Source organism: Psychrobacter sp. NZS113, assembly GCF_015864825.1.
Taxonomy (GTDB): Bacteria; Pseudomonadota; Gammaproteobacteria; order Pseudomonadales; family Moraxellaceae; genus Psychrobacter.
In genome coordinates, this window is the sequence record NZ_JADYWL010000001.1 from 129990 (window position 1) to 146898 (window position 16909).

Consider the following 16909-nt stretch of genomic DNA (forward strand, 5'->3'; position numbering starts at 1 on the left):
TCTTAATAAATGATAAGTCGCTGCTAGGAGCCAAATATGAATACGTTTAGACGGAGTTTGATAAAGGTGCTTAGCAGCGCTATTACTGCTAGTAAAAATGTTGGCTATGCAGGTCAAACAGTCTTGGCAATCAGTCTGGTGGCTTTGCCTATCGTTGCACAGGCTGCGACCTATGACACTTATGTTATTCATACTTATGGCGGTGACACATTATTGCCAGCAGTACGTCAGCAGTTAGACAGCAGTCGTGATGGTGGTACAGTCACAACTTATCAAGACAAATTAGTACTGAACACCACAGCGGCTAATTATCAAGCAGTGCAGCAGCTCTTGACTCAAATAGATGGCCAACCACAAGCGTTAACCATCTCAGTACGCGTCGGCAATGATAGCAGCGCTCAGAATAGTATCCAGAAAAGTCAGGTCATTATTACCAATCGTGGTATCCAAGGGTCAGGTATCATTAATCAAAGCAATAGCCAGCAGCAGGGCAGTAATTCATACCAAATAAAAACCTTATCTGGCAGTGCAGCGAGCATTAGTACTGGCACGCTCTATTCGCTGACTCAGAGTTATAGTGCCAATCGCTATGCAACCAACTATAACCTAAAGCCACAGATTATTATTCAGCAGCAAGTTTTGTTACCAACGACACAGGGAATTGCGGTTACGCCAAGATTGTTGCCTTCAGGTCAAGTCGAAGTACAGCTGTCTCAAGTGGAAGAAAAACTGGTGCGATCCAATTCGCCTTATAATCGAAGCGGTTCTGTTAATAATGCTATTCAAGGTCAAAGTCTGAACAGTACAATTATCGTGCCTCGCGGACAATGGGTGACTATCGGAGAAATTTCTCAAAACAGTCAAAACCAAAGTACCAGCTATGGCAGTCATCAGGCAGTCAATAGTAATAACAGTGTGCCTATTTCACTCTTGGTACAGTAGCCAGTTATCAATGACACTGCTAAACAAGCATAAAAAAGCGCGACACTGTGATGAACAGTGCCGCGCTTTTTTATGGATGACTATCTGTATATATAAAGCTAATCAATATAAATAACTTCTAATGGTGGGAAACCATTGAATTCAACTGATGAGTAAGAATTGGTATATGCACCAGTGGTTAGCCAATAGATTTTATCACCAATCTCTAGCTCTTCTGGTAACTGATAACCCGCTTCTTCATACATGATATCAGTTGAGTCACACGTTGGACCAGCCAATACCACAGTACCTTCGCTGGTTGATGTTTCCATCTTAGGCGTATAGATAGGATACTTGATGGCTTCCCCTAAGGTTTCGATTAAGCCTTGGAATAGACCCACATCCGTATAGACCCAACGGGTTAAATCGGTATGAGATTTACGAGAAATCAAAACGATGTCGCTGACTAGAACGCCTGAACCGCCGACCAATGAACGGCCTGGCTCAAGAATAATCTCAGGCATGTCCTCTTCGTTATAGTCATCTGTCAGATAACGCGTAATCTCTTCAGCGTAAACCTTGATAGGGTTTACTTCGCTGATATAGTTGGCTGGGAAACCACCACCCAAATTGATCATTTGTAGCTTGATGTCTTCTTCATTTTTCATCCAGTCAAACATATATTTGACCTTGGCTAAGGCATCATCCCAAGCGGCAACGTCTTTTTGCTGACTGCCAACATGGAACGAAATACCATAAGGCACTAAGCCCAAATCTCGGGCTTGAATCAATAGCTCAATCGCCATATTAGGGTGACAACCGAACTTACGTGATAGTGGCCATTCAGCAGTCTCTGAACCCTGAACCAAAATACGAACGAACACTTTAGAGCCAGGCGCATGCTTCGCGATATTTTTTAAATCGGCTTCTGAGTCAGTCGCATATAGATCGACACCTTTCTCAAAGGCATATTTGACATGATCTGCTTTTTTAATTGTATTACCATAAGAGATACGTGATGGCTCAACACCGCAATCAAGCACACGGTCAAGCTCGTAAATTGACGCACAGTCAAAGTTTGAACCCAGCTCAGCCAGTAGATTGATGACCTGAACAGCAGGACTGGCCTTCATGGCATAATGGATTTTGGCATTAGGAAAAAACCCAACCATCTCATGATACTTGGTCTTAATACGGCTAAGGTCCACCATCAAAAACGGTGTCTCACGACCTTCAGCAGCTTTGGTGAATTTCTGCCAGTTGGCAGGGTCAAAATATTGGTCAATTTTGATCATGGTCATGGTAAGGAACCTTTAGTATAGACAACACGTGTTAGAGGGTAAAAACGAGTATCATAATATTGTCATCTAGCCATTAGTAACACTTAGCTGATGTGACAAAAAATTCATACGACAATCAATCTGTATGATGAGTCATTAAGAGTTGGTAGGCTGTGGCTCAGCAGTTTGCTCGCCTTGTTTTTCGCGTATTTTGACGATTTTACGTACTTTATCACGAGCACGGGTCTGTTTTAGACGTGATAAATAATCGACAAATATGACGCCATTTAGGTGATCCATTTCATGTTGGATACATACCGCAAGCAAGCCTTCTACTTCTTCGTCAATTTTTTCGCCATTCTCGTCCAAGGCTTCAATACGTACTTTGTTTGGACGTTCTACGCTATCATAAACCTCAGGAACTGACAAACAACCTTCTTCATACGGTTGCTTCTCTTCTACCAGTGGTGTCACCTTTGGGTTAATGAAAACTCTAGGACTATTTTTATCTTCTGATAAATCCATGACAATCAGTTGAATATGGCGATCCACTTGGCTGGCAGCCAAACCAATACCTTGAGCATCATACATTGTCTCAATCATATCCGCGATTAAGGTTTTTATTTCAGCAGTCACTTCCTTGACAGGCTTGGCAAGTGTGCGCAGGCGTGGATCTGGATAATTTAGGATAGGGAGTAAAGCCATAACGCTTACCTCAATGATAAGGATAAAATAGGGTTGATATTATAAGATAAATGGGGACAAAAGTAATGCTTATCAATACTTTCCCGCAACTATCACTTATTCCTAATATCAAATAGCGAAGATACGAACTTATACCATAACAAACAAAAAGGCCTCGCAATCAGCAAGGCCTTTTTTGTGTATCGTCATTGCTGCATTACAATCAATACGGCAATCGATTATACGCGGCGTTTGTTAGTAATCATCTCATATGCAAACAGTAGTATGATTGCACCGATAACTGAGAAGATTAGACCAGTGAAACCGCCATCAGCGTTAATACCGACTAGTCCAGCTAAGAAACCACCGACCAAAGCACCGACGATACCCAATACGATAGTCATTATCCAACCCATAGGGTCACTGCCTGGCTTAATAGCTCGTGCCAATAAACCTGCGACCAGTCCTACAATAATCATCCAAATAAAGCTCATAGTATTCTCCTAACTTATTATCATTTATAGTAATTTTCTCGTTTTGATAGGTACATTGTAAGCATTGCATCGGCGTAAAGGTAAGCGCAAAATGTTACCAGTGTATGAGCTATGTGAGGAAATCCGTGTATTTGCTAATATGAAGGTAGGATAGGTAAATGAAAGGTTACAAAGGTAGTGAAGTCGCAAACATTAGCCGTAATCTATGATTAACAATACTACTCATAACTAAGCGAATCGTAGACGTCCAAGCATAGGTATTTAAAAAAAGCGTGGCTCGTCAATAACGATGCCACGCTTTTACTTTAATAATATTTATCCAGCTTAGCTATTTATTACGTAGAGCCGTTAATAGACGCTGATGAATACCTTCAAAGCCGCCATTAGACATGATGACAATCGCATCACCTGCTTGTGCATGCGTACTGATATGCTCAATGATGGCATCAGTACTAGACAGCACTTGTTGGTTGCCCATATTAGGGTTTGCAGCATTAGCGCGTTCGATGACTTCTCTTAGACCCCATTCAAGACCTGTAGGCTCATACCATAGCGTATGGTCAGCGAGTGCAGCTGATTCGGCTAGGCTGTCTTGATGAATACCCATTTTCATCGTATTGCTGCGCGGTTCGATAATGGCCCAGATGCGTCTTTCAGACAGTTTCTTTTTGGCACCATCTAACGTTGTAGTAATGGCGGTTGGATGATGGGCGAAATCATCGAAGACCAAGACATCATTGACGTCACCGATCAGCTCCATACGACGCTTGATACCAGCAAAGGCTGATAGTGCTTCACAAGCAGTAGAGACGCTGACACCCACATTGTAAGCGGCAGCTACCGCAACCAAAGCGTTATTAACATTATGGATGCCACTCATTGCCCAATTGACGGTGGCGGTAGAATCAAGGTCTTTGCTGAATCTTACTTTAAATTGGCTACCATCTTCGCTAATAAGCTCAGCTTGCCACTCGCTATCATTTACAAGGTTGTCAGCTGCGCTCTTATCAACCACTGATGTACGCCAAACAGGCGTCCAAACGCCTTTCGCCAACGTATCCTCTAAACTGGCAGTCGCTGCTGGCATGATAATTTTACCAGTGCTTGGAATCATACGTACCATATGATGAAATTGAGTCTGAATCGCATTGAGATCTGCAAAGATATCAGCATGATCAAATTCAAGGTTATTCAAAATAGCCGTGCGCGGGCGATAATGCACAAACTTTGAACGCTTATCAAAAAATGCAGAGTCATACTCATCAGCTTCAATGACAAAATAGCCAGTATCTGAGCTATCATCACTCGCTCTTTCTGCGCCCAAATAGCTGCTGTGTGCAAAGACTTGCTGTAGATGCTCATCAGTCGTATCGACTAATGGCACGCCACCAATCAAAAACCCAGTATCGATACCAGCATAGTGCAATATCCAAGCGAGCATAGTAGTCGTGGTGGTCTTGCCATGAGTACCCGCCACTGCTATCACGTGGCGCGATTGCAACACTTCCTCAGATAAAAACTGTGGCCCTGACGTATAACGTAGCCCTGTGTCCAACATATATTCGATCACGTCCATGCCGCGCTTCATCGCGTTACCGACGACGACCAAGTCTGGTGCTGGCTGCAAATGCTCTATCAGGTAGCCTGCTTCAATAGTGACGCCTGCATTTTCTAATTGGGTGGACATAGGCGGATACACATTGGCATCAGAGCCAGTCACGGTGTGCCCAAGTTCTCGCGCTAGTAAGGCCAACGAGCCCATAAAAGTACCACAAATACCAAGAATATGAATGTGCATAGACGTTCCGTATGAGCGTAAATTGAAAGAATGAAAACGTGAAATTATTTGTAATATCAGCAGAATAAACAGCTGATTATTATAGGTCGAACCCCGCCTAAATATCACCCGTACCAATGACCTCTATTGCAGAATGAGCAAGCAGTCATCAAAGTATCAACAGGGCAAACAGCCACTCATTGTAAAGTAAACACTATTAGATGACCAATAAAAAACGCCTTAAAAATAGGCGCTGTTTAGTGTATTGGCTTAGGTGTTTATTTGAACTTATTGATATCTGATGGTCTAGGTACTGTCTTATTTACGCGACAAGGTGTAGTCATTATTAGGACTTTCATTTTCGTCCATTAAGACAAGATGGTTGTCTTGAATACTATAAGTCTCAATCTGTTTTTGCTGGTAGACAATCGTAATCTTATTATTGTCTTGACGATAGATGCCAGACTCAAGAAGCGGTGCACGTGGCGTCTTAGGATTATTATAAATACTAGTCTTAAGTACTGAGCCATCAGCGAATAAATTCAATGTGACATCGATATTATCACAAGATGCACAGGGCACCATACCACCATAATCACCCATCAGCGTCGCTTGTAATGCGCTGCTATGTGACTTTGAATCTGTCTGTGTTTGGTATGCGTTGGACTCATTGCTCGGTTGCGCGGAAGTAATCAGCGACTGGCCTTCTGCGTTATCTTGCTCACTATCCCTATCACTATCAGAGCCTTGTGAACCGTCACTATTGTCTGACAAGCTATTTGCAAGGTCAGCTGACGCTGAGCTATCAATAGGGATAACTTCATTTATCATACCCTGATCCGTATTAGATGAAGCATTGTCACAGCTGATAAGTACGACGCAAAAAGGGAGTGCCAGCAAAAAACGGCCATAGCGTCTGATGGCAGTCAATGTAATAGAGCGAACAGGCGCAAAATATATCATGGTCACACCAAAAACAGTTTTTAAATAATATTTCTGCAGATTACCCATACTATGAGCAATGTGATTCTATCGTCAAAAATGAGAGATAGTGGGAAATATAAGCGTTGAAAGAGTCTTATTTGAGGTTTTGGTGTCAGAAGATATGATACGCAGCAGACAGAACATTAGCTAAAAACGAAGGTCAGAGTGAAAGCTATCTAAGTCATATCGACCAATCAAAAAATAAAATAAGCAAGGTCAAGATACCAAAGATTAAATATATCTCTGTAGAATTTTTGTTATGGAGTACTTGAAAGGAGAATGTGGTTTCAGCAATGGTGGCTTTGGATAAGAAGGCGTAGCAAAGGCAGTTGATGGTTCAGCAATGCTTAGTGGGAAAGCGGTCTTCATCTAAATAAATATCAAGTCATATCGCTTGTATATCTATTTAGATGAAGGATTGTAGCGTAAAGGAGGTCTGAGATTTACGTACTTGTTAAGCAGTGCGGCTAGGGGTGATAGGTCGTAAGATACGCCATAATATCAGCACATGTACCAATAACAGCACGGTAAATAGAATCAAAGACTGCTCAGGAATACTTAATCCCATAAATGTCCAGTCAACTGAAGCGCATTCACCAGAGCCTGCAAAAACTTCTTTAAATACCTGCAACACAGGTAGGGTGTCTATCCAATAGTTCAATCCTGGGCCGCAAGAAGGAACTAGGTCGGCAGGTAAGTGCTGTAACCAGACATGGCGTACTGCGACTGCCGTAGACCAGCCAATGCCTATCAAGCTACCGAGCCATAATAGCAGTCTCATCCCTTTAGACTTGGGATTAAATACTGCCGATATCAGGGCGAAACTGCCCATGACAATCAAGCCAACACGTTGAAAAATACAAAGTGGGCAAGGAGATAGCCCTAGATGACGCTGCAAAAACAACAGCGCAAAACTCATACCGATGACGGACATGATGACCAAAAACACTTGCAGAGAGCGGTAGGTGGCTAGCTTTAGCATTGGACAGTTACTCTTATAAAATAGTCAGCTATAAATGTTAAATGGTGATCAGAATTTAGCGGTACTGTTGCAAAAATTCCATAAAATCTTCTGTTTCCGCTTTTTCGATATCCGCTTGCTGCATTATCGATTTTTCTGCTAGCACTTCATACTTAGCTTGGGTATTTGGGCTGAGCGTTTGCTGTAGTAACGAGTCACGATGCTGCTGCGCTAACGTAAAGCCAAGCTGCCATAGGCTACCCAAACGCTGACTATCAGAATTGACTTGTGCTGAGATGGTTGATTCAGAGTGTCCTGCTTTGCCTTGCATCAATGCAACTGCTGCACGGTAATCATTGCCGCCATAATGAGCATCAAGTAACGCGGCAAGTGGCTGCATACGCTCTAAATGTGTCAGCATCCAGCTCTCAAGCAATTGCTCTTCGCCGTTATTGATAATGTGTAGATCATCACGGCGACCTTCGTTTACCACACGTTCAAGGTTGATAGCCAGTGCTTCTTCTTCCTCAGGTAGCAAGTCAGGAGAGTCATTGAACAGACAATACAGCGCCATCACTTCTAGGAAGCAAGCACTAGACAGACGAATACCGACATCACTATAAGGGTCAAGATCAATGGCACGGAATTCAACATATGCAATACCGCGACGCTCAAGCGCTTCAGTTGGCGTCTCGCCACTCATCGCGATTTGCTTCGGTCGGATAGGACTATAATATTCATTTTCTATTTGCAAAATATGGTTATTGATCTGAATAGGATTACCTTCAGCATCTTCTAAACCGAGTTTAGCAAAGCTCTCATGTGGCGTTTGAATCGCACGGCGCAATCCTTCGACATATTCTGGCAAGTAGTTATAACGAATATCGAGCTGCTCTTGCACACTGTTGGTATAGCCAAGCTTGCCCATACGTAGGCTAGTGGCAGTCGGCTTATAATAGGTTGAGTTGTTTAGCAGTTCTAAATCATGCTCGCGACCCGCTAAGAAACAAGGACAAACGCTTGGGCTGGCCCCCAATAGATAGAGAACCAAGCTGGTTAGGCGCTTGAAGTTCCGGATAAGCCCAAGGTATTTCTCATTTTTGAATTCTGTTGGCGTTTGGTTTTGCGCGGTAGGTGTTTGAGCTTGCCAAACGTCAAAAAGTCCATCGCCAAAAGACAAGTTATAATGCAAACCAGCAATCGTCTGCATACGGCGGCCATAACGAATGCCCAAGCCACTACGATACAAAGTCTTGAGTTTACCAGTATTAGAGCTACCATAATCCGCTAGTGGGATATCTTCATCTTTTGATGATAGCATACATGGCATAGACAGTGGCCACATCAGCTCACCTTCAGGCATGGCTTGATAGACCAATACATGTAACTGACGCAGCATGTTTAGCGTTTCTTTTGGCGAAGTCTTGGGATCAGTAATGAGCTCAAGTAGGCTTTCTGAATAATCAGTGGTGATAAATGGATGGGTAAGTTTTGATCCAAGTTTTGCTGGGTGCGGTGTTTGGGCCAGATACCCGTCAGGTCTAACACGTAGCCCTTCTTTTTCGATACCACGTAACATGCCCGCTAAATGCTTGCTGTCAAACCAGTTAGGGATTTCAAAGTTCACAAAGCTACTCGCAAAATTACTCATAATAGTCATCTATTGTTATTTATTATGGCGGATCAAAACACGACTAGCGTTCGACCATAAAAGAGGTAAATATTGGATTAAGAATCCCGTCAGTTTAGCTCAAAGCTGCCTTGAAAACCACGGACGATTACAAATACGATAAGCTTTACAATGGCTTATCTGTCTGACTATCAGCGGATATTTAGGCCACACTGTTTTTGAACAATGTGTCATTCAAGCGCTATAAAACCAAGTGAATAAAAAGCACCTACCTAGCAGATAGATGCTTTTGATAGACGACATCAAGCTATTTATCATCGCTGTAGCTAATAACTAACGCATCTGAATGAACACTCACACATACCGCTAATTTAGATTGAGAAAGACGAGCCACAGCCACAAGTGGTTGTTGCATTCGGGTTGGTCACGATAAAGCGTGCGCCTTCTAACCCTTCAGTATAGTCAACAGTAGAACCTTGCAAATACTGGTAGCTTAGCGAATCGACAACTAAAGTCACATCTTCATTGTCAAAGTTGGCATCATCTTCATTCAACTCATTGGCGAAATTAAAGCCATAAGAAAAACCTGAGCAGCCACCGCCAGTCACATAGACGCGTAGCATAAGGTCGCTATCACCTTCTTCTTCGCGCAGACGACGTACTTTTTGTGCAGCACTATCGGTTAGGCTTAAGACCGTTGGATCTACTGGCTGGCTCGAGCTTGGACTAAATTGGTTGGCTGATTCGTTCATATCTACCTCAGTTGCTAGGATCAAATGCGGTCGTCATCCTGTTTGGGTTTGCAATGAAATGGTTGCAAATAAAGATACGCACGGCGTTTGATTTAATTGGGTGCTGTTATTAGGATAAATCTATTGGAGCAATATAAGCTGTTTGTGCCATATCAAGCTAGTATTTGTGCCATCCAAATGGTTGAGCATATAGTTGGCACTTATTTTATAGCAGTATATCATAATGGGGGTCGCGAATCGTTTGTCAAGAGTGACGCGGCTAATCGAATTTATCGTATCCAATATGAGCCTTTATTGCCCTGATAATTGTCTATAAGGTGAAAGGCTTTTTAGCTTAATAAATACTTAGTTTTGAAATAGTTATTTAATCGTTTGCCTATCGGGCAAGCGTTTGAAATAATAGCCGCCAGTTAGCATGCCAGATGTGTGTTTTTATTGCCTTATTTTTTATATTACTGTTGAGATGAAGAAATTATATGATCGAATTTAAAGACGTTGGTGTTCGCCGTGATGGTCGTGAATTGTTTGCAGGTGCGAGCTTCCAGCTACATCCGGGTCACAAGGTTGGCTTAACAGGCAATAATGGCACAGGCAAATCTACTTTGTTCGCTTTATTACTAACGCGAATGGGTACGGGTGATACTGAAGTTACCCTTGATAAGGGCGAAGTGAGCATTCCTGATAGCTGGCATGTGGCACATATGGCGCAGGAAGTTGGCGCGACTAAGCAGACGGCCATTGATTATGTATTAAGTGGTGATGAGCAGTGGTATGAGATTAATGCTTCACTAAATGATTTGAGTAGTGTCAGTGATGAGCAGATTGGCATATTGCATCAGCAGTTTGATGAAATTGACGGCTATCGTACGCCCACCAAAGCTGCGCAAATTATGGCGGGTTTGGGTTTCAATACCAATCAGCATGAGCTACCAGTAGAAGGTTTTTCGGGTGGTTGGCGTATGCGTCTAAACCTTGCCAAAACTTTGATGAGCCGTGCGGATCTTATGTTACTCGATGAGCCAACCAACCATTTGGATTTGGATGCGATCCTTTGGCTAGAGACTTGGATCAATGCTTTTATGGGTCTCGTGATTGTTATCTCGCATGACCAAGCATTTTTGGATGCGACGGTTGGTCATATTCTTCATGTAGAACAACAAAAAATCACCCTGTATACAGGTAACTATCAGCAGTTCATTCGTACTCGTCATGAGCGTATGGCACAGCAGCAGCAAGCGTTTGAGAAGCAAGAAGCGACCAAAGCACATTTGGATGACTTTATTCGTCGTTTCCGTGCCAAAGCCAGTAAAGCTAAACAGGCTCAGAGCCGTATCAAGCAACTTGAGCGTATGGCAGAGTTGTCACCAATGATGGCGGACAACCCGTTCTCATTCCGCTTCTACGAGCCAGCCAATATGAGCTCACCGCTGATTGAGCTGACAAAAGCAGATATTGGTTATAGTGACGTACCACTGCTGCATAATGCCAATGTACAGGTGACGCCAGATACGCGTCTTGGCCTGCTGGGTATGAATGGTGCAGGTAAGTCAACACTGATTAAGGCATTGGTTGGCGAGCTTGGTGTATTAACCGGCACGTATCGTATGTCTGATACGCTGAAACTGGGCTATTTTAACCAGCATCAAATGGACATCTTAGATGCCAAGGCAACACCGATAGAGATGCTGCGTCGTCTAGCAGGCAAGACGTCTGATGCGATGCTACGTTCATTTTTAGGTAGCTTTGACTTCCGTGGTGATCGTATTGACACCCCAAGCGAGCTGTTCTCAGGTGGTGAGCGTGCACGTTTGACGCTAGCGTTGATTGTCTGGCAGCGCCCGAACGTGCTGGTTCTAGATGAGCCAACCAACCATTTAGATTTGCAAATGCGTCAAGCACTGACCATCGCACTACAAGGCTTTGAAGGGGCAGTGGTCTTGGTCTCGCATGATCGTGAATTGATAGCTAACGTTTGCGATGAGCTGTATTTGGTACATGACGGTATTATCGAAGAGTTCGATGGTGATATCGGTGACTATGGCAAATGGTTAGCAGAAAAGCGTAAGCAAGAGAATTCATCAGATAAAAACACTGGTAAGAAAAAAAGTAAAAAAGAGAGCAAGAAGTTCGTTTCACGTGAAACAAATACCAGTCAAGCGAATAACAGTACGTCTACTACTTCATCAAAGAGTAAAGCTGCTGAACCTACACTAAGTAAAGAAGAGCAGCGTAAGTTAGCGGCTGAACAACGCAAACTTACTGCTCCTATTCGCCGTGAGATAGAAGATACAGAAAAGCTATTGGCTAAAATTGATAAGCAGCTTGTGACGCTAGAAGAGAAGCTTGCTGATACCACGCTTTATGAAGAAAAGCGAAAGTCAGACTTGCTTGTTCTGCTTAATGAGCAAACAGCACTACAACAGCAGCATAGTAATAACGAAGAGAAACTATTGCTATCGATGACGACGTTAGAGGAAATAGAATCTGCTGCCAAGTAGAGGAGGTTATATATATAGAACTGCAACCAGAAGGTTTAAGTGTTTGCTCAGCAGTTTTTAAATTATATAAGCAGGCATAAAAAAGGGAGAGCTAACGCTCTCCCTTTTTATTACATTATTCCTTACGGTATTTACCATCACCATAAGAGAGTATTTCCATTGTCGTCGTGCACAATTGACAGTTTATTTGACCAGCAGCAGCTTTTGATAAATCAAGAATACGGCCTCGAATAAAAGGTCCTCTATCAGTGATTTTTACGATGACGCTCTGCTTTGTCTTTTGATTGGTTACTTGTACCTTCGTGCCGAACGGTAACGTGCGATGTGCAGCGGTCAATGAGTTCATGTTGAAGATACTACCACTAGCCGTACGTTTCCCATGAAACTTGCTGCCGTAATAACTGGTGTTGCCAGCGAAAACAGTGGTACTAAGCAGTAGTGATAAAGCGATAACCAAAGACTTGATTAAATAAGACATTTAATACCTTTAAGCAATTAATAAAATAGACAGATACTCTTGCCTACGTTATCTATACTCCCTATGAGTATGAATAATAGAGGGATTTTACAAGAGGGAGCTTGTCATATTATTACTGCCGTGTAAAAAACTCATCAGGTCAAATACCTGTTTTTTAAAGAGAAATACATATTTTTCAGCAGAAATAACGACGATATAAGAGCTGAAAAGAACCTTATGAAGAGTGATTCTCATAAAGAAGCCGACAAAGTATTGGAAAACCACTAATACAATATTAATAGGTAATATATAAAGACTAAATCTATCGATATAGCATAATTAACGTTATGGAAGTCTGAATAAAAATAACTAATATAATGTAAATAAACATTGCTATATTATTACTGCTTTGTATATCGTGAAAAATTAAACAATATTCTGGAATATCTATCAAAAATACTCAAAATAAATTTTATTGTACTATTGGTCAGCGTATCTTCTACCATTTTCTATCCGGCATTATAGGGCACTGAAGAACTACTTGTTTGATAGCAAAAAAGAGGTAGGTATTATTCGATGTGATAAATTCTACTCATGCTTGTGATTACTAAGTTACCATTGTAAAAGATAATGAAAAATTTACTTACAAATGTGTTGCACTATAGTTGGTTTGACAGTATTATCTGCACCAAACAAATATCAGTCATTGAGATCATGTATGAAGAAAATAGTTGCTGTGGCACTTCTCGCTGTTCTGACATCAGGATGTGCAACCCAAAATTATCTTGTGTCATCATCAGAAGCACCAAGTGCTTCAGTAAAACCATCTGCTGAAAAAATGCAGACGTTTTTCGTGAGTGGCTTAGGACAAGAAAAAGAGATTGACGCTGCCCAAGTCTGCCAAGGACAACAAAATGTTGCCAGTATCCAGACACAATCCAACTTTATTAACGTTGTACTAGGTTTTGTCTCTAATGGCATTTATACCCCTCGTCAAGTCCGTGTTTACTGCAAGTAAGGAATAACTATGAAAAAACTATTAACAACGGCATTGATGGGTTCAGTATTGTTGGCATCAGGTTGTGCGACTCAAACAGGTCTTATCCAACCAACCCAAAAGATTGTCCCAGAGTATACTAAGTCACAGACTTTCTTTATTGGTGGTATTGGGCAAGCGCAAACTGTCAATGCTGGTGAAGTATGCGGCGGCGCTCAAAACGTTGCCAAAGTACAAACTGTACAAGAGGCTAAAGACATCGCGCTAGGCTTAGTGACTTTTGGTATTTATACGCCTCGTACTGCCAAAGTTTTCTGCCGATAAGATAACGTATCAGTATATTGCTAATACTGCTTATGTATTAGTTAACGAATAATTAAGCCTTTGATAAAAAGAGCAAACAGCGACTGTTTGCTCTTTTTTATGTCCAAATAGTCAAACAATTGCTTAAAGCAAGCTAACATTTCATCAATAATGATCAATATCAATGATGCTAGAATCAAAGTAGAGTATGCTTATATACATACAATGAGTTATTTCTATAATGGGCAGGCAGTACCTAAATGCTAATTCGATTTGAGTACTTTCTATTGTGTACATAACATAAGAGCTGAGATGGTAAGGACTAATAACATGGCAGAGAAAAACTACTATGACATTTTAGGGGTCAAAAAAGACGCCTCAGACGCCGATATCAAAAAAAAATACCGCAAGCTCGTTCGTCAATATCACCCTGATGTCAGCGATCATCCAGATGCTGATAACAAGATTGCGGAGATTAATAATGCTTACGAGACCATCAGAGACAAAGACAAGCGTGCTGAATATGACGCCATGCTAGACAATCCTTTTGCAGGTCAAGCTGGTGCTGGTGGCTTCGGTGGTCAATCTACAAGTGGTGGTCAGGGTGGATTCCGTTGGGAAGATGTCAAAGACCAGTTCGGTGATGGTGAAGCCTATGGCGATGGTGGTTTTCGCTTCGATGATATTTTTTCAGCATTTGGTCATGGCGCGCGTGGCTCAACTAATGGTCAAACTGGTGGACAATCACAACGTGGCGGTTTTGGGTCGCAAGATAGCAAAGGTCAAGACCAACATGCAGAGATTACGGTTGATTTGGCCTCGGTCTATAATGGTGACGATTACAGTATCAAATTAAACGTACCAGTTCGTCAGACTAATGGCAGCGTAGATTATGATAATAAAACGCTCAAAATTAAAATTCCTAAAGGCATCACTGATGGCAAACAGATTCGCCTAGCAGGACAGGGTGCGGCGGGTGCTGGTCGTGGTAAAAATGGTGATTTGTTCCTAAAAGTCAAAATTCTGCATGCAGACAATATCAGGATAGAAGGTGCTGATGTCTATCAGACTGTCAATATAGCGCCATGGGAAGCAGCTTTGGGCGAAAAAATAACGGTCACTACGCCTGCAGGTAAGCTTGGCGTGACCATTCCTAAAAACAGTAAATCTGGCAGCAATCTACGATTAAAAGGTAAAGGTATTCCAGCCAAGCAAGTAGGTGATTTATATTTGACCCTGAATATTGTTAATCCTGATATCAATACTGAGGCGGCTAGCCAAGCTTATGAGCAATTAAAACAAGCCTTTGCCGAGACGACTATAGAGCGCTAATGGCGATGCTTGGTAATAGCGCTTAGTAACAGTGCTTAGTAACAGTGCTTAGTAACAGTGCTTAGTAACAATCAGACACCACTGCAATAGAGATGAAGACCATACGATAACGATGAAATAAAGCGCAAACGAGGATAATAGCTATGAAACACTCGCCTGAATTGACCGACATTATCATGAGCTTAGATGAGCTAGTATCTGCCTGTGGCCAAGAGCGCCAATGGGTCATCGAATTGATTGAAGAAAATATTATTGAATATGATGTGCCAGAACGTGAGCAGTTTACTGGTTATCAGCTGACGACCGTGCGCCGTGCCTCACGACTTAGCCGCGACTTTGAAGCCAGTGTCCCTGCGATTGGTTTAATACTTGAGCTGTTAGATGAAGTGGAGCAGTTACGCCAATTAAAACGCCAACTAGATCTGCAAGCACCAGTGATTGAAGTGGATATTCACCATCTAAAGTAGTCGAATTAATAGTAAAAAATAGCCGATAAAACAGAGCCAATAAAAAAGGGCCTCAATGATAAATTGGGCCCTTTTTATTTTCTCTATTTATAGCGTTTGGTTTTCTATAAATTAACGAGAATACGTCGGATCAGCTGCTGCTGTGAATAGTACATCTGTTGACGAGTTCAGTGCTGTTTCTGCCGAATCTTGTATTACCCCGATGATAAAGCCAATCGCAACTACTTGCATAGCGATGTCATTTGGAATGTTGAATAAGCTAGCAGCTAGTGGAATCAGTAGCAATGAGCCACCAGCGACACCAGAGGCTCCGCAAGCACTGATGGTTGCGACCAGGCTCAGTAGCAGCGCTGATGCAAAGCTCACTTCGATACCTAAAGTATGCGCCGCTGCAAGCGTTAAGACGTTAATCGTAATCGCTGCACCTGCCATATTGATAGTGGCACCTAGTGGAATAGTCACAGAGTAAGTGTCTTCATGCAGACCTAATTTGCGAGCAAGGTTCATATTCACTGGAATATTGGCTGCTGAACTGCGAGTGAAGAAAGCCGTAATACCTGATTCACGTAGGCATCTAAATACTAGTGGATAAGGGTTTTTACCCGTTTTGACCAGCACGATAAGAGGGTTGGCGACCAACGCAATAAATAGCATACAGCCGATGAGCACCATCAAGATACGTGCATAACCTGCCAAAGAAGCAAAGCCTGTTTCAGCGACGGTATTTGCGACCAAACCCAAGATACCGAAAGGTGCTAGCGCAATGATCCATTTGACCACTTGCGAGATCGCATCAGAAAAGTCACTGACCACTGTCCGCGCAGTATCACTGGCTTGACGTAGCGCAAAACCGATGATGATGGCCCATGCCAGAATACCAATATAATTGGCTTCAGCGATGGCATTGATAGGATTGGCCACCAAGTTCATCAGTAAGTTGGTCAATACGGCTTCTAAGTTGGCTGGTGGTACTTGCTCAATCGTCGCATTTATTAAGACTAAGTTAGTCGGGAATAAAAAGCTGGCACCTACCGCGGTCAGTGCAGCCAAAAAAGTGCCGAACATATACATGATAAGTACGGGTTTGACATAAACTTTGTTACCGCTACGGTGTTGGCTGATAGCAGCCATGACCAAAATAAATACCAGTATCGGAGCAACGGCTTTTAGCGCGCCTACAAACAGCGTACCCAATAATCCCAATGCAATACCGATTCCTGGTGCTAGCCAACCAATCAATACTCCTAGAATTAAACCAATAATAATGAGCGGCACTAGCCCTATACGCTGGTACATCGCAATTAGTGAACGCATCTATACATCCTCGATTTAGTCAATACTCCAAATTATTTATAAACAGTTACCGCATTAA

General features: G+C 42.3%; 16 protein-coding genes. 6 read left to right on the plus strand and 10 right to left on the minus strand.

The window, feature by feature from the left end; translation table 11 throughout:
* Positions 1-36: 36 nt before the first annotated feature.
* Positions 37-942, plus strand: a complete 906-nt coding sequence (locus I6E61_RS00575; protein WP_197128531.1) for a hypothetical protein — start codon at positions 37-39, stop codon at positions 940-942.
* A gap of 98 nt (positions 943-1040) precedes the next feature.
* On the opposite strand, the gene I6E61_RS00580 is transcribed toward I6E61_RS00575, so the two are convergent.
* From I6E61_RS00580 to erpA, 8 genes are all read right to left on the minus strand, one after another.
* Positions 1041-2216 carry a type III PLP-dependent enzyme gene (locus I6E61_RS00580; protein ID WP_197129420.1) on the minus strand — a complete coding sequence of 392 codons (1176 nt, stop codon included), beginning with the start codon at positions 2214-2216 and terminating at the stop codon, positions 1041-1043.
* A gap of 141 nt (positions 2217-2357) precedes the next feature.
* Positions 2358-2906 carry a peptide deformylase gene (gene def, locus I6E61_RS00585; RefSeq protein WP_197128533.1) on the minus strand — a complete coding sequence of 183 codons (549 nt, stop codon included), beginning with the start codon at positions 2904-2906 and terminating at the stop codon, positions 2358-2360.
* 218 nt (positions 2907-3124) lie between these two features.
* A complete protein-coding gene (locus I6E61_RS00590; protein ID WP_197128535.1) occupies positions 3125-3379 on the minus strand; it encodes a GlsB/YeaQ/YmgE family stress response membrane protein in 255 nt (84 codons plus the stop codon).
* 328 nt (positions 3380-3707) lie between these two features.
* Positions 3708-5177 (minus strand): UDP-N-acetylmuramate:L-alanyl-gamma-D-glutamyl-meso-diaminopimelate ligase, encoded by a 1470-nt coding sequence (mpl, locus tag I6E61_RS00595; RefSeq protein WP_197128537.1) that lies wholly within the window; start codon positions 5175-5177, stop codon positions 3708-3710.
* 297 nt (positions 5178-5474) lie between these two features.
* Complete coding sequence (locus tag I6E61_RS00600; protein ID WP_197128539.1) at positions 5475-6119, minus strand: copper resistance protein NlpE N-terminal domain-containing protein; 645 nt, start codon at positions 6117-6119, stop codon at positions 5475-5477.
* Positions 6120-6594: 475 nt separating this feature from the next.
* Positions 6595-7122, minus strand: coding sequence for a disulfide bond formation protein B (locus tag I6E61_RS00605; protein WP_197128541.1), 528 nt, complete (start codon positions 7120-7122; stop codon positions 6595-6597).
* Between the two features lie 55 nt (positions 7123-7177).
* Positions 7178-8752: a glutamate--cysteine ligase gene (gene gshA, locus I6E61_RS00610; RefSeq protein ID WP_197128543.1), complete on the minus strand. Its 1575-nt coding sequence runs from the start codon at positions 8750-8752 to the stop codon at positions 7178-7180.
* Positions 8753-9102: 350 nt separating this feature from the next.
* Positions 9103-9483, minus strand: a complete 381-nt coding sequence (gene erpA / locus I6E61_RS00615) for an iron-sulfur cluster insertion protein ErpA (protein ID WP_110922102.1) — start codon at positions 9481-9483, stop codon at positions 9103-9105.
* A gap of 476 nt (positions 9484-9959) precedes the next feature.
* Between erpA and I6E61_RS00620 the strand changes: the two genes are divergently transcribed.
* On the plus strand, positions 9960-11981 hold the full coding sequence (locus I6E61_RS00620; protein WP_197128545.1) for an ATP-binding cassette domain-containing protein: 2022 nt from the start codon (positions 9960-9962) through the stop codon (positions 11979-11981).
* Positions 11982-12096: 115 nt separating this feature from the next.
* Here I6E61_RS00620 and I6E61_RS00625 read toward each other — a convergent pair whose 3' ends face one another.
* Positions 12097-12459: a septal ring lytic transglycosylase RlpA family protein gene (locus I6E61_RS00625; RefSeq protein ID WP_197128547.1), complete on the minus strand. Its 363-nt coding sequence runs from the start codon at positions 12457-12459 to the stop codon at positions 12097-12099.
* Positions 12460-13156: 697 nt separating this feature from the next.
* Between I6E61_RS00625 and I6E61_RS00630 the strand changes: the two genes are divergently transcribed.
* The 4 genes from I6E61_RS00630 to I6E61_RS00645 all read left to right on the plus strand — a co-directional run bounded on the left by I6E61_RS00630 (position 13157) and on the right by I6E61_RS00645 (position 15537).
* Complete coding sequence (locus I6E61_RS00630; protein WP_197128549.1) at positions 13157-13456, plus strand: Bor family protein; 300 nt, start codon at positions 13157-13159, stop codon at positions 13454-13456.
* A gap of 9 nt (positions 13457-13465) precedes the next feature.
* Positions 13466-13759, plus strand: a complete 294-nt coding sequence (locus I6E61_RS00635) for a Bor family protein (protein WP_197128551.1) — start codon at positions 13466-13468, stop codon at positions 13757-13759.
* 309 nt (positions 13760-14068) lie between these two features.
* Positions 14069-15070 carry a DnaJ C-terminal domain-containing protein gene (locus I6E61_RS00640; RefSeq protein ID WP_197128552.1) on the plus strand — a complete coding sequence of 334 codons (1002 nt, stop codon included), beginning with the start codon at positions 14069-14071 and terminating at the stop codon, positions 15068-15070.
* Positions 15071-15213: 143 nt separating this feature from the next.
* On the plus strand, positions 15214-15537 hold the full coding sequence (locus I6E61_RS00645) for a chaperone modulator CbpM (RefSeq protein WP_197128554.1): 324 nt from the start codon (positions 15214-15216) through the stop codon (positions 15535-15537).
* Positions 15538-15648: 111 nt separating this feature from the next.
* On the opposite strand, the gene sstT is transcribed toward I6E61_RS00645, so the two are convergent.
* Positions 15649-16851 carry a serine/threonine transporter SstT gene (sstT, locus tag I6E61_RS00650; protein WP_197128556.1) on the minus strand — a complete coding sequence of 401 codons (1203 nt, stop codon included), beginning with the start codon at positions 16849-16851 and terminating at the stop codon, positions 15649-15651.
* Positions 16852-16909: the final 58 nt, after the last annotated feature.

What these genes read in the sequence shown, in the direction of transcription:
- I6E61_RS00605 (WP_197128541.1), bottom strand. Translation starts at nt 7,122, where the DNA reads ATGCTAAAGCTAGCCACCTACCGCTCTCTGCAAGTGTTTTTGGTCATC.
- I6E61_RS00575 (WP_197128531.1), top strand. Translation starts at nt 37, where the DNA reads ATGAATACGTTTAGACGGAGTTTGATAAAGGTGCTTAGCAGCGCTATT.
- I6E61_RS00630 (WP_197128549.1), top strand. Translation starts at nt 13,157, where the DNA reads ATGAAGAAAATAGTTGCTGTGGCACTTCTCGCTGTTCTGACATCAGGA.
- I6E61_RS00600 (WP_197128539.1), bottom strand. Translation starts at nt 6,119, where the DNA reads ATGATATATTTTGCGCCTGTTCGCTCTATTACATTGACTGCCATCAGA.
- I6E61_RS00635 (WP_197128551.1), top strand. Translation starts at nt 13,466, where the DNA reads ATGAAAAAACTATTAACAACGGCATTGATGGGTTCAGTATTGTTGGCA.
- def (WP_197128533.1), bottom strand. Translation starts at nt 2,906, where the DNA reads ATGGCTTTACTCCCTATCCTAAATTATCCAGATCCACGCCTGCGCACA.
- mpl (WP_197128537.1), bottom strand. Translation starts at nt 5,177, where the DNA reads ATGCACATTCATATTCTTGGTATTTGTGGTACTTTTATGGGCTCGTTG.
- sstT (WP_197128556.1), bottom strand. Translation starts at nt 16,851, where the DNA reads ATGCGTTCACTAATTGCGATGTACCAGCGTATAGGGCTAGTGCCGCTC.
- I6E61_RS00590 (WP_197128535.1), bottom strand. Translation starts at nt 3,379, where the DNA reads ATGAGCTTTATTTGGATGATTATTGTAGGACTGGTCGCAGGTTTATTG.
- gshA (WP_197128543.1), bottom strand. Translation starts at nt 8,752, where the DNA reads ATGAGTAATTTTGCGAGTAGCTTTGTGAACTTTGAAATCCCTAACTGG.
- I6E61_RS00620 (WP_197128545.1), top strand. Translation starts at nt 9,960, where the DNA reads ATGATCGAATTTAAAGACGTTGGTGTTCGCCGTGATGGTCGTGAATTG.
- I6E61_RS00625 (WP_197128547.1), bottom strand. Translation starts at nt 12,459, where the DNA reads ATGTCTTATTTAATCAAGTCTTTGGTTATCGCTTTATCACTACTGCTT.
- I6E61_RS00645 (WP_197128554.1), top strand. Translation starts at nt 15,214, where the DNA reads ATGAAACACTCGCCTGAATTGACCGACATTATCATGAGCTTAGATGAG.
- I6E61_RS00580 (WP_197129420.1), bottom strand. Translation starts at nt 2,216, where the DNA reads ATGATCAAAATTGACCAATATTTTGACCCTGCCAACTGGCAGAAATTC.
- erpA (WP_110922102.1), bottom strand. Translation starts at nt 9,483, where the DNA reads ATGAACGAATCAGCCAACCAATTTAGTCCAAGCTCGAGCCAGCCAGTA.
- I6E61_RS00640 (WP_197128552.1), top strand. Translation starts at nt 14,069, where the DNA reads ATGGCAGAGAAAAACTACTATGACATTTTAGGGGTCAAAAAAGACGCC.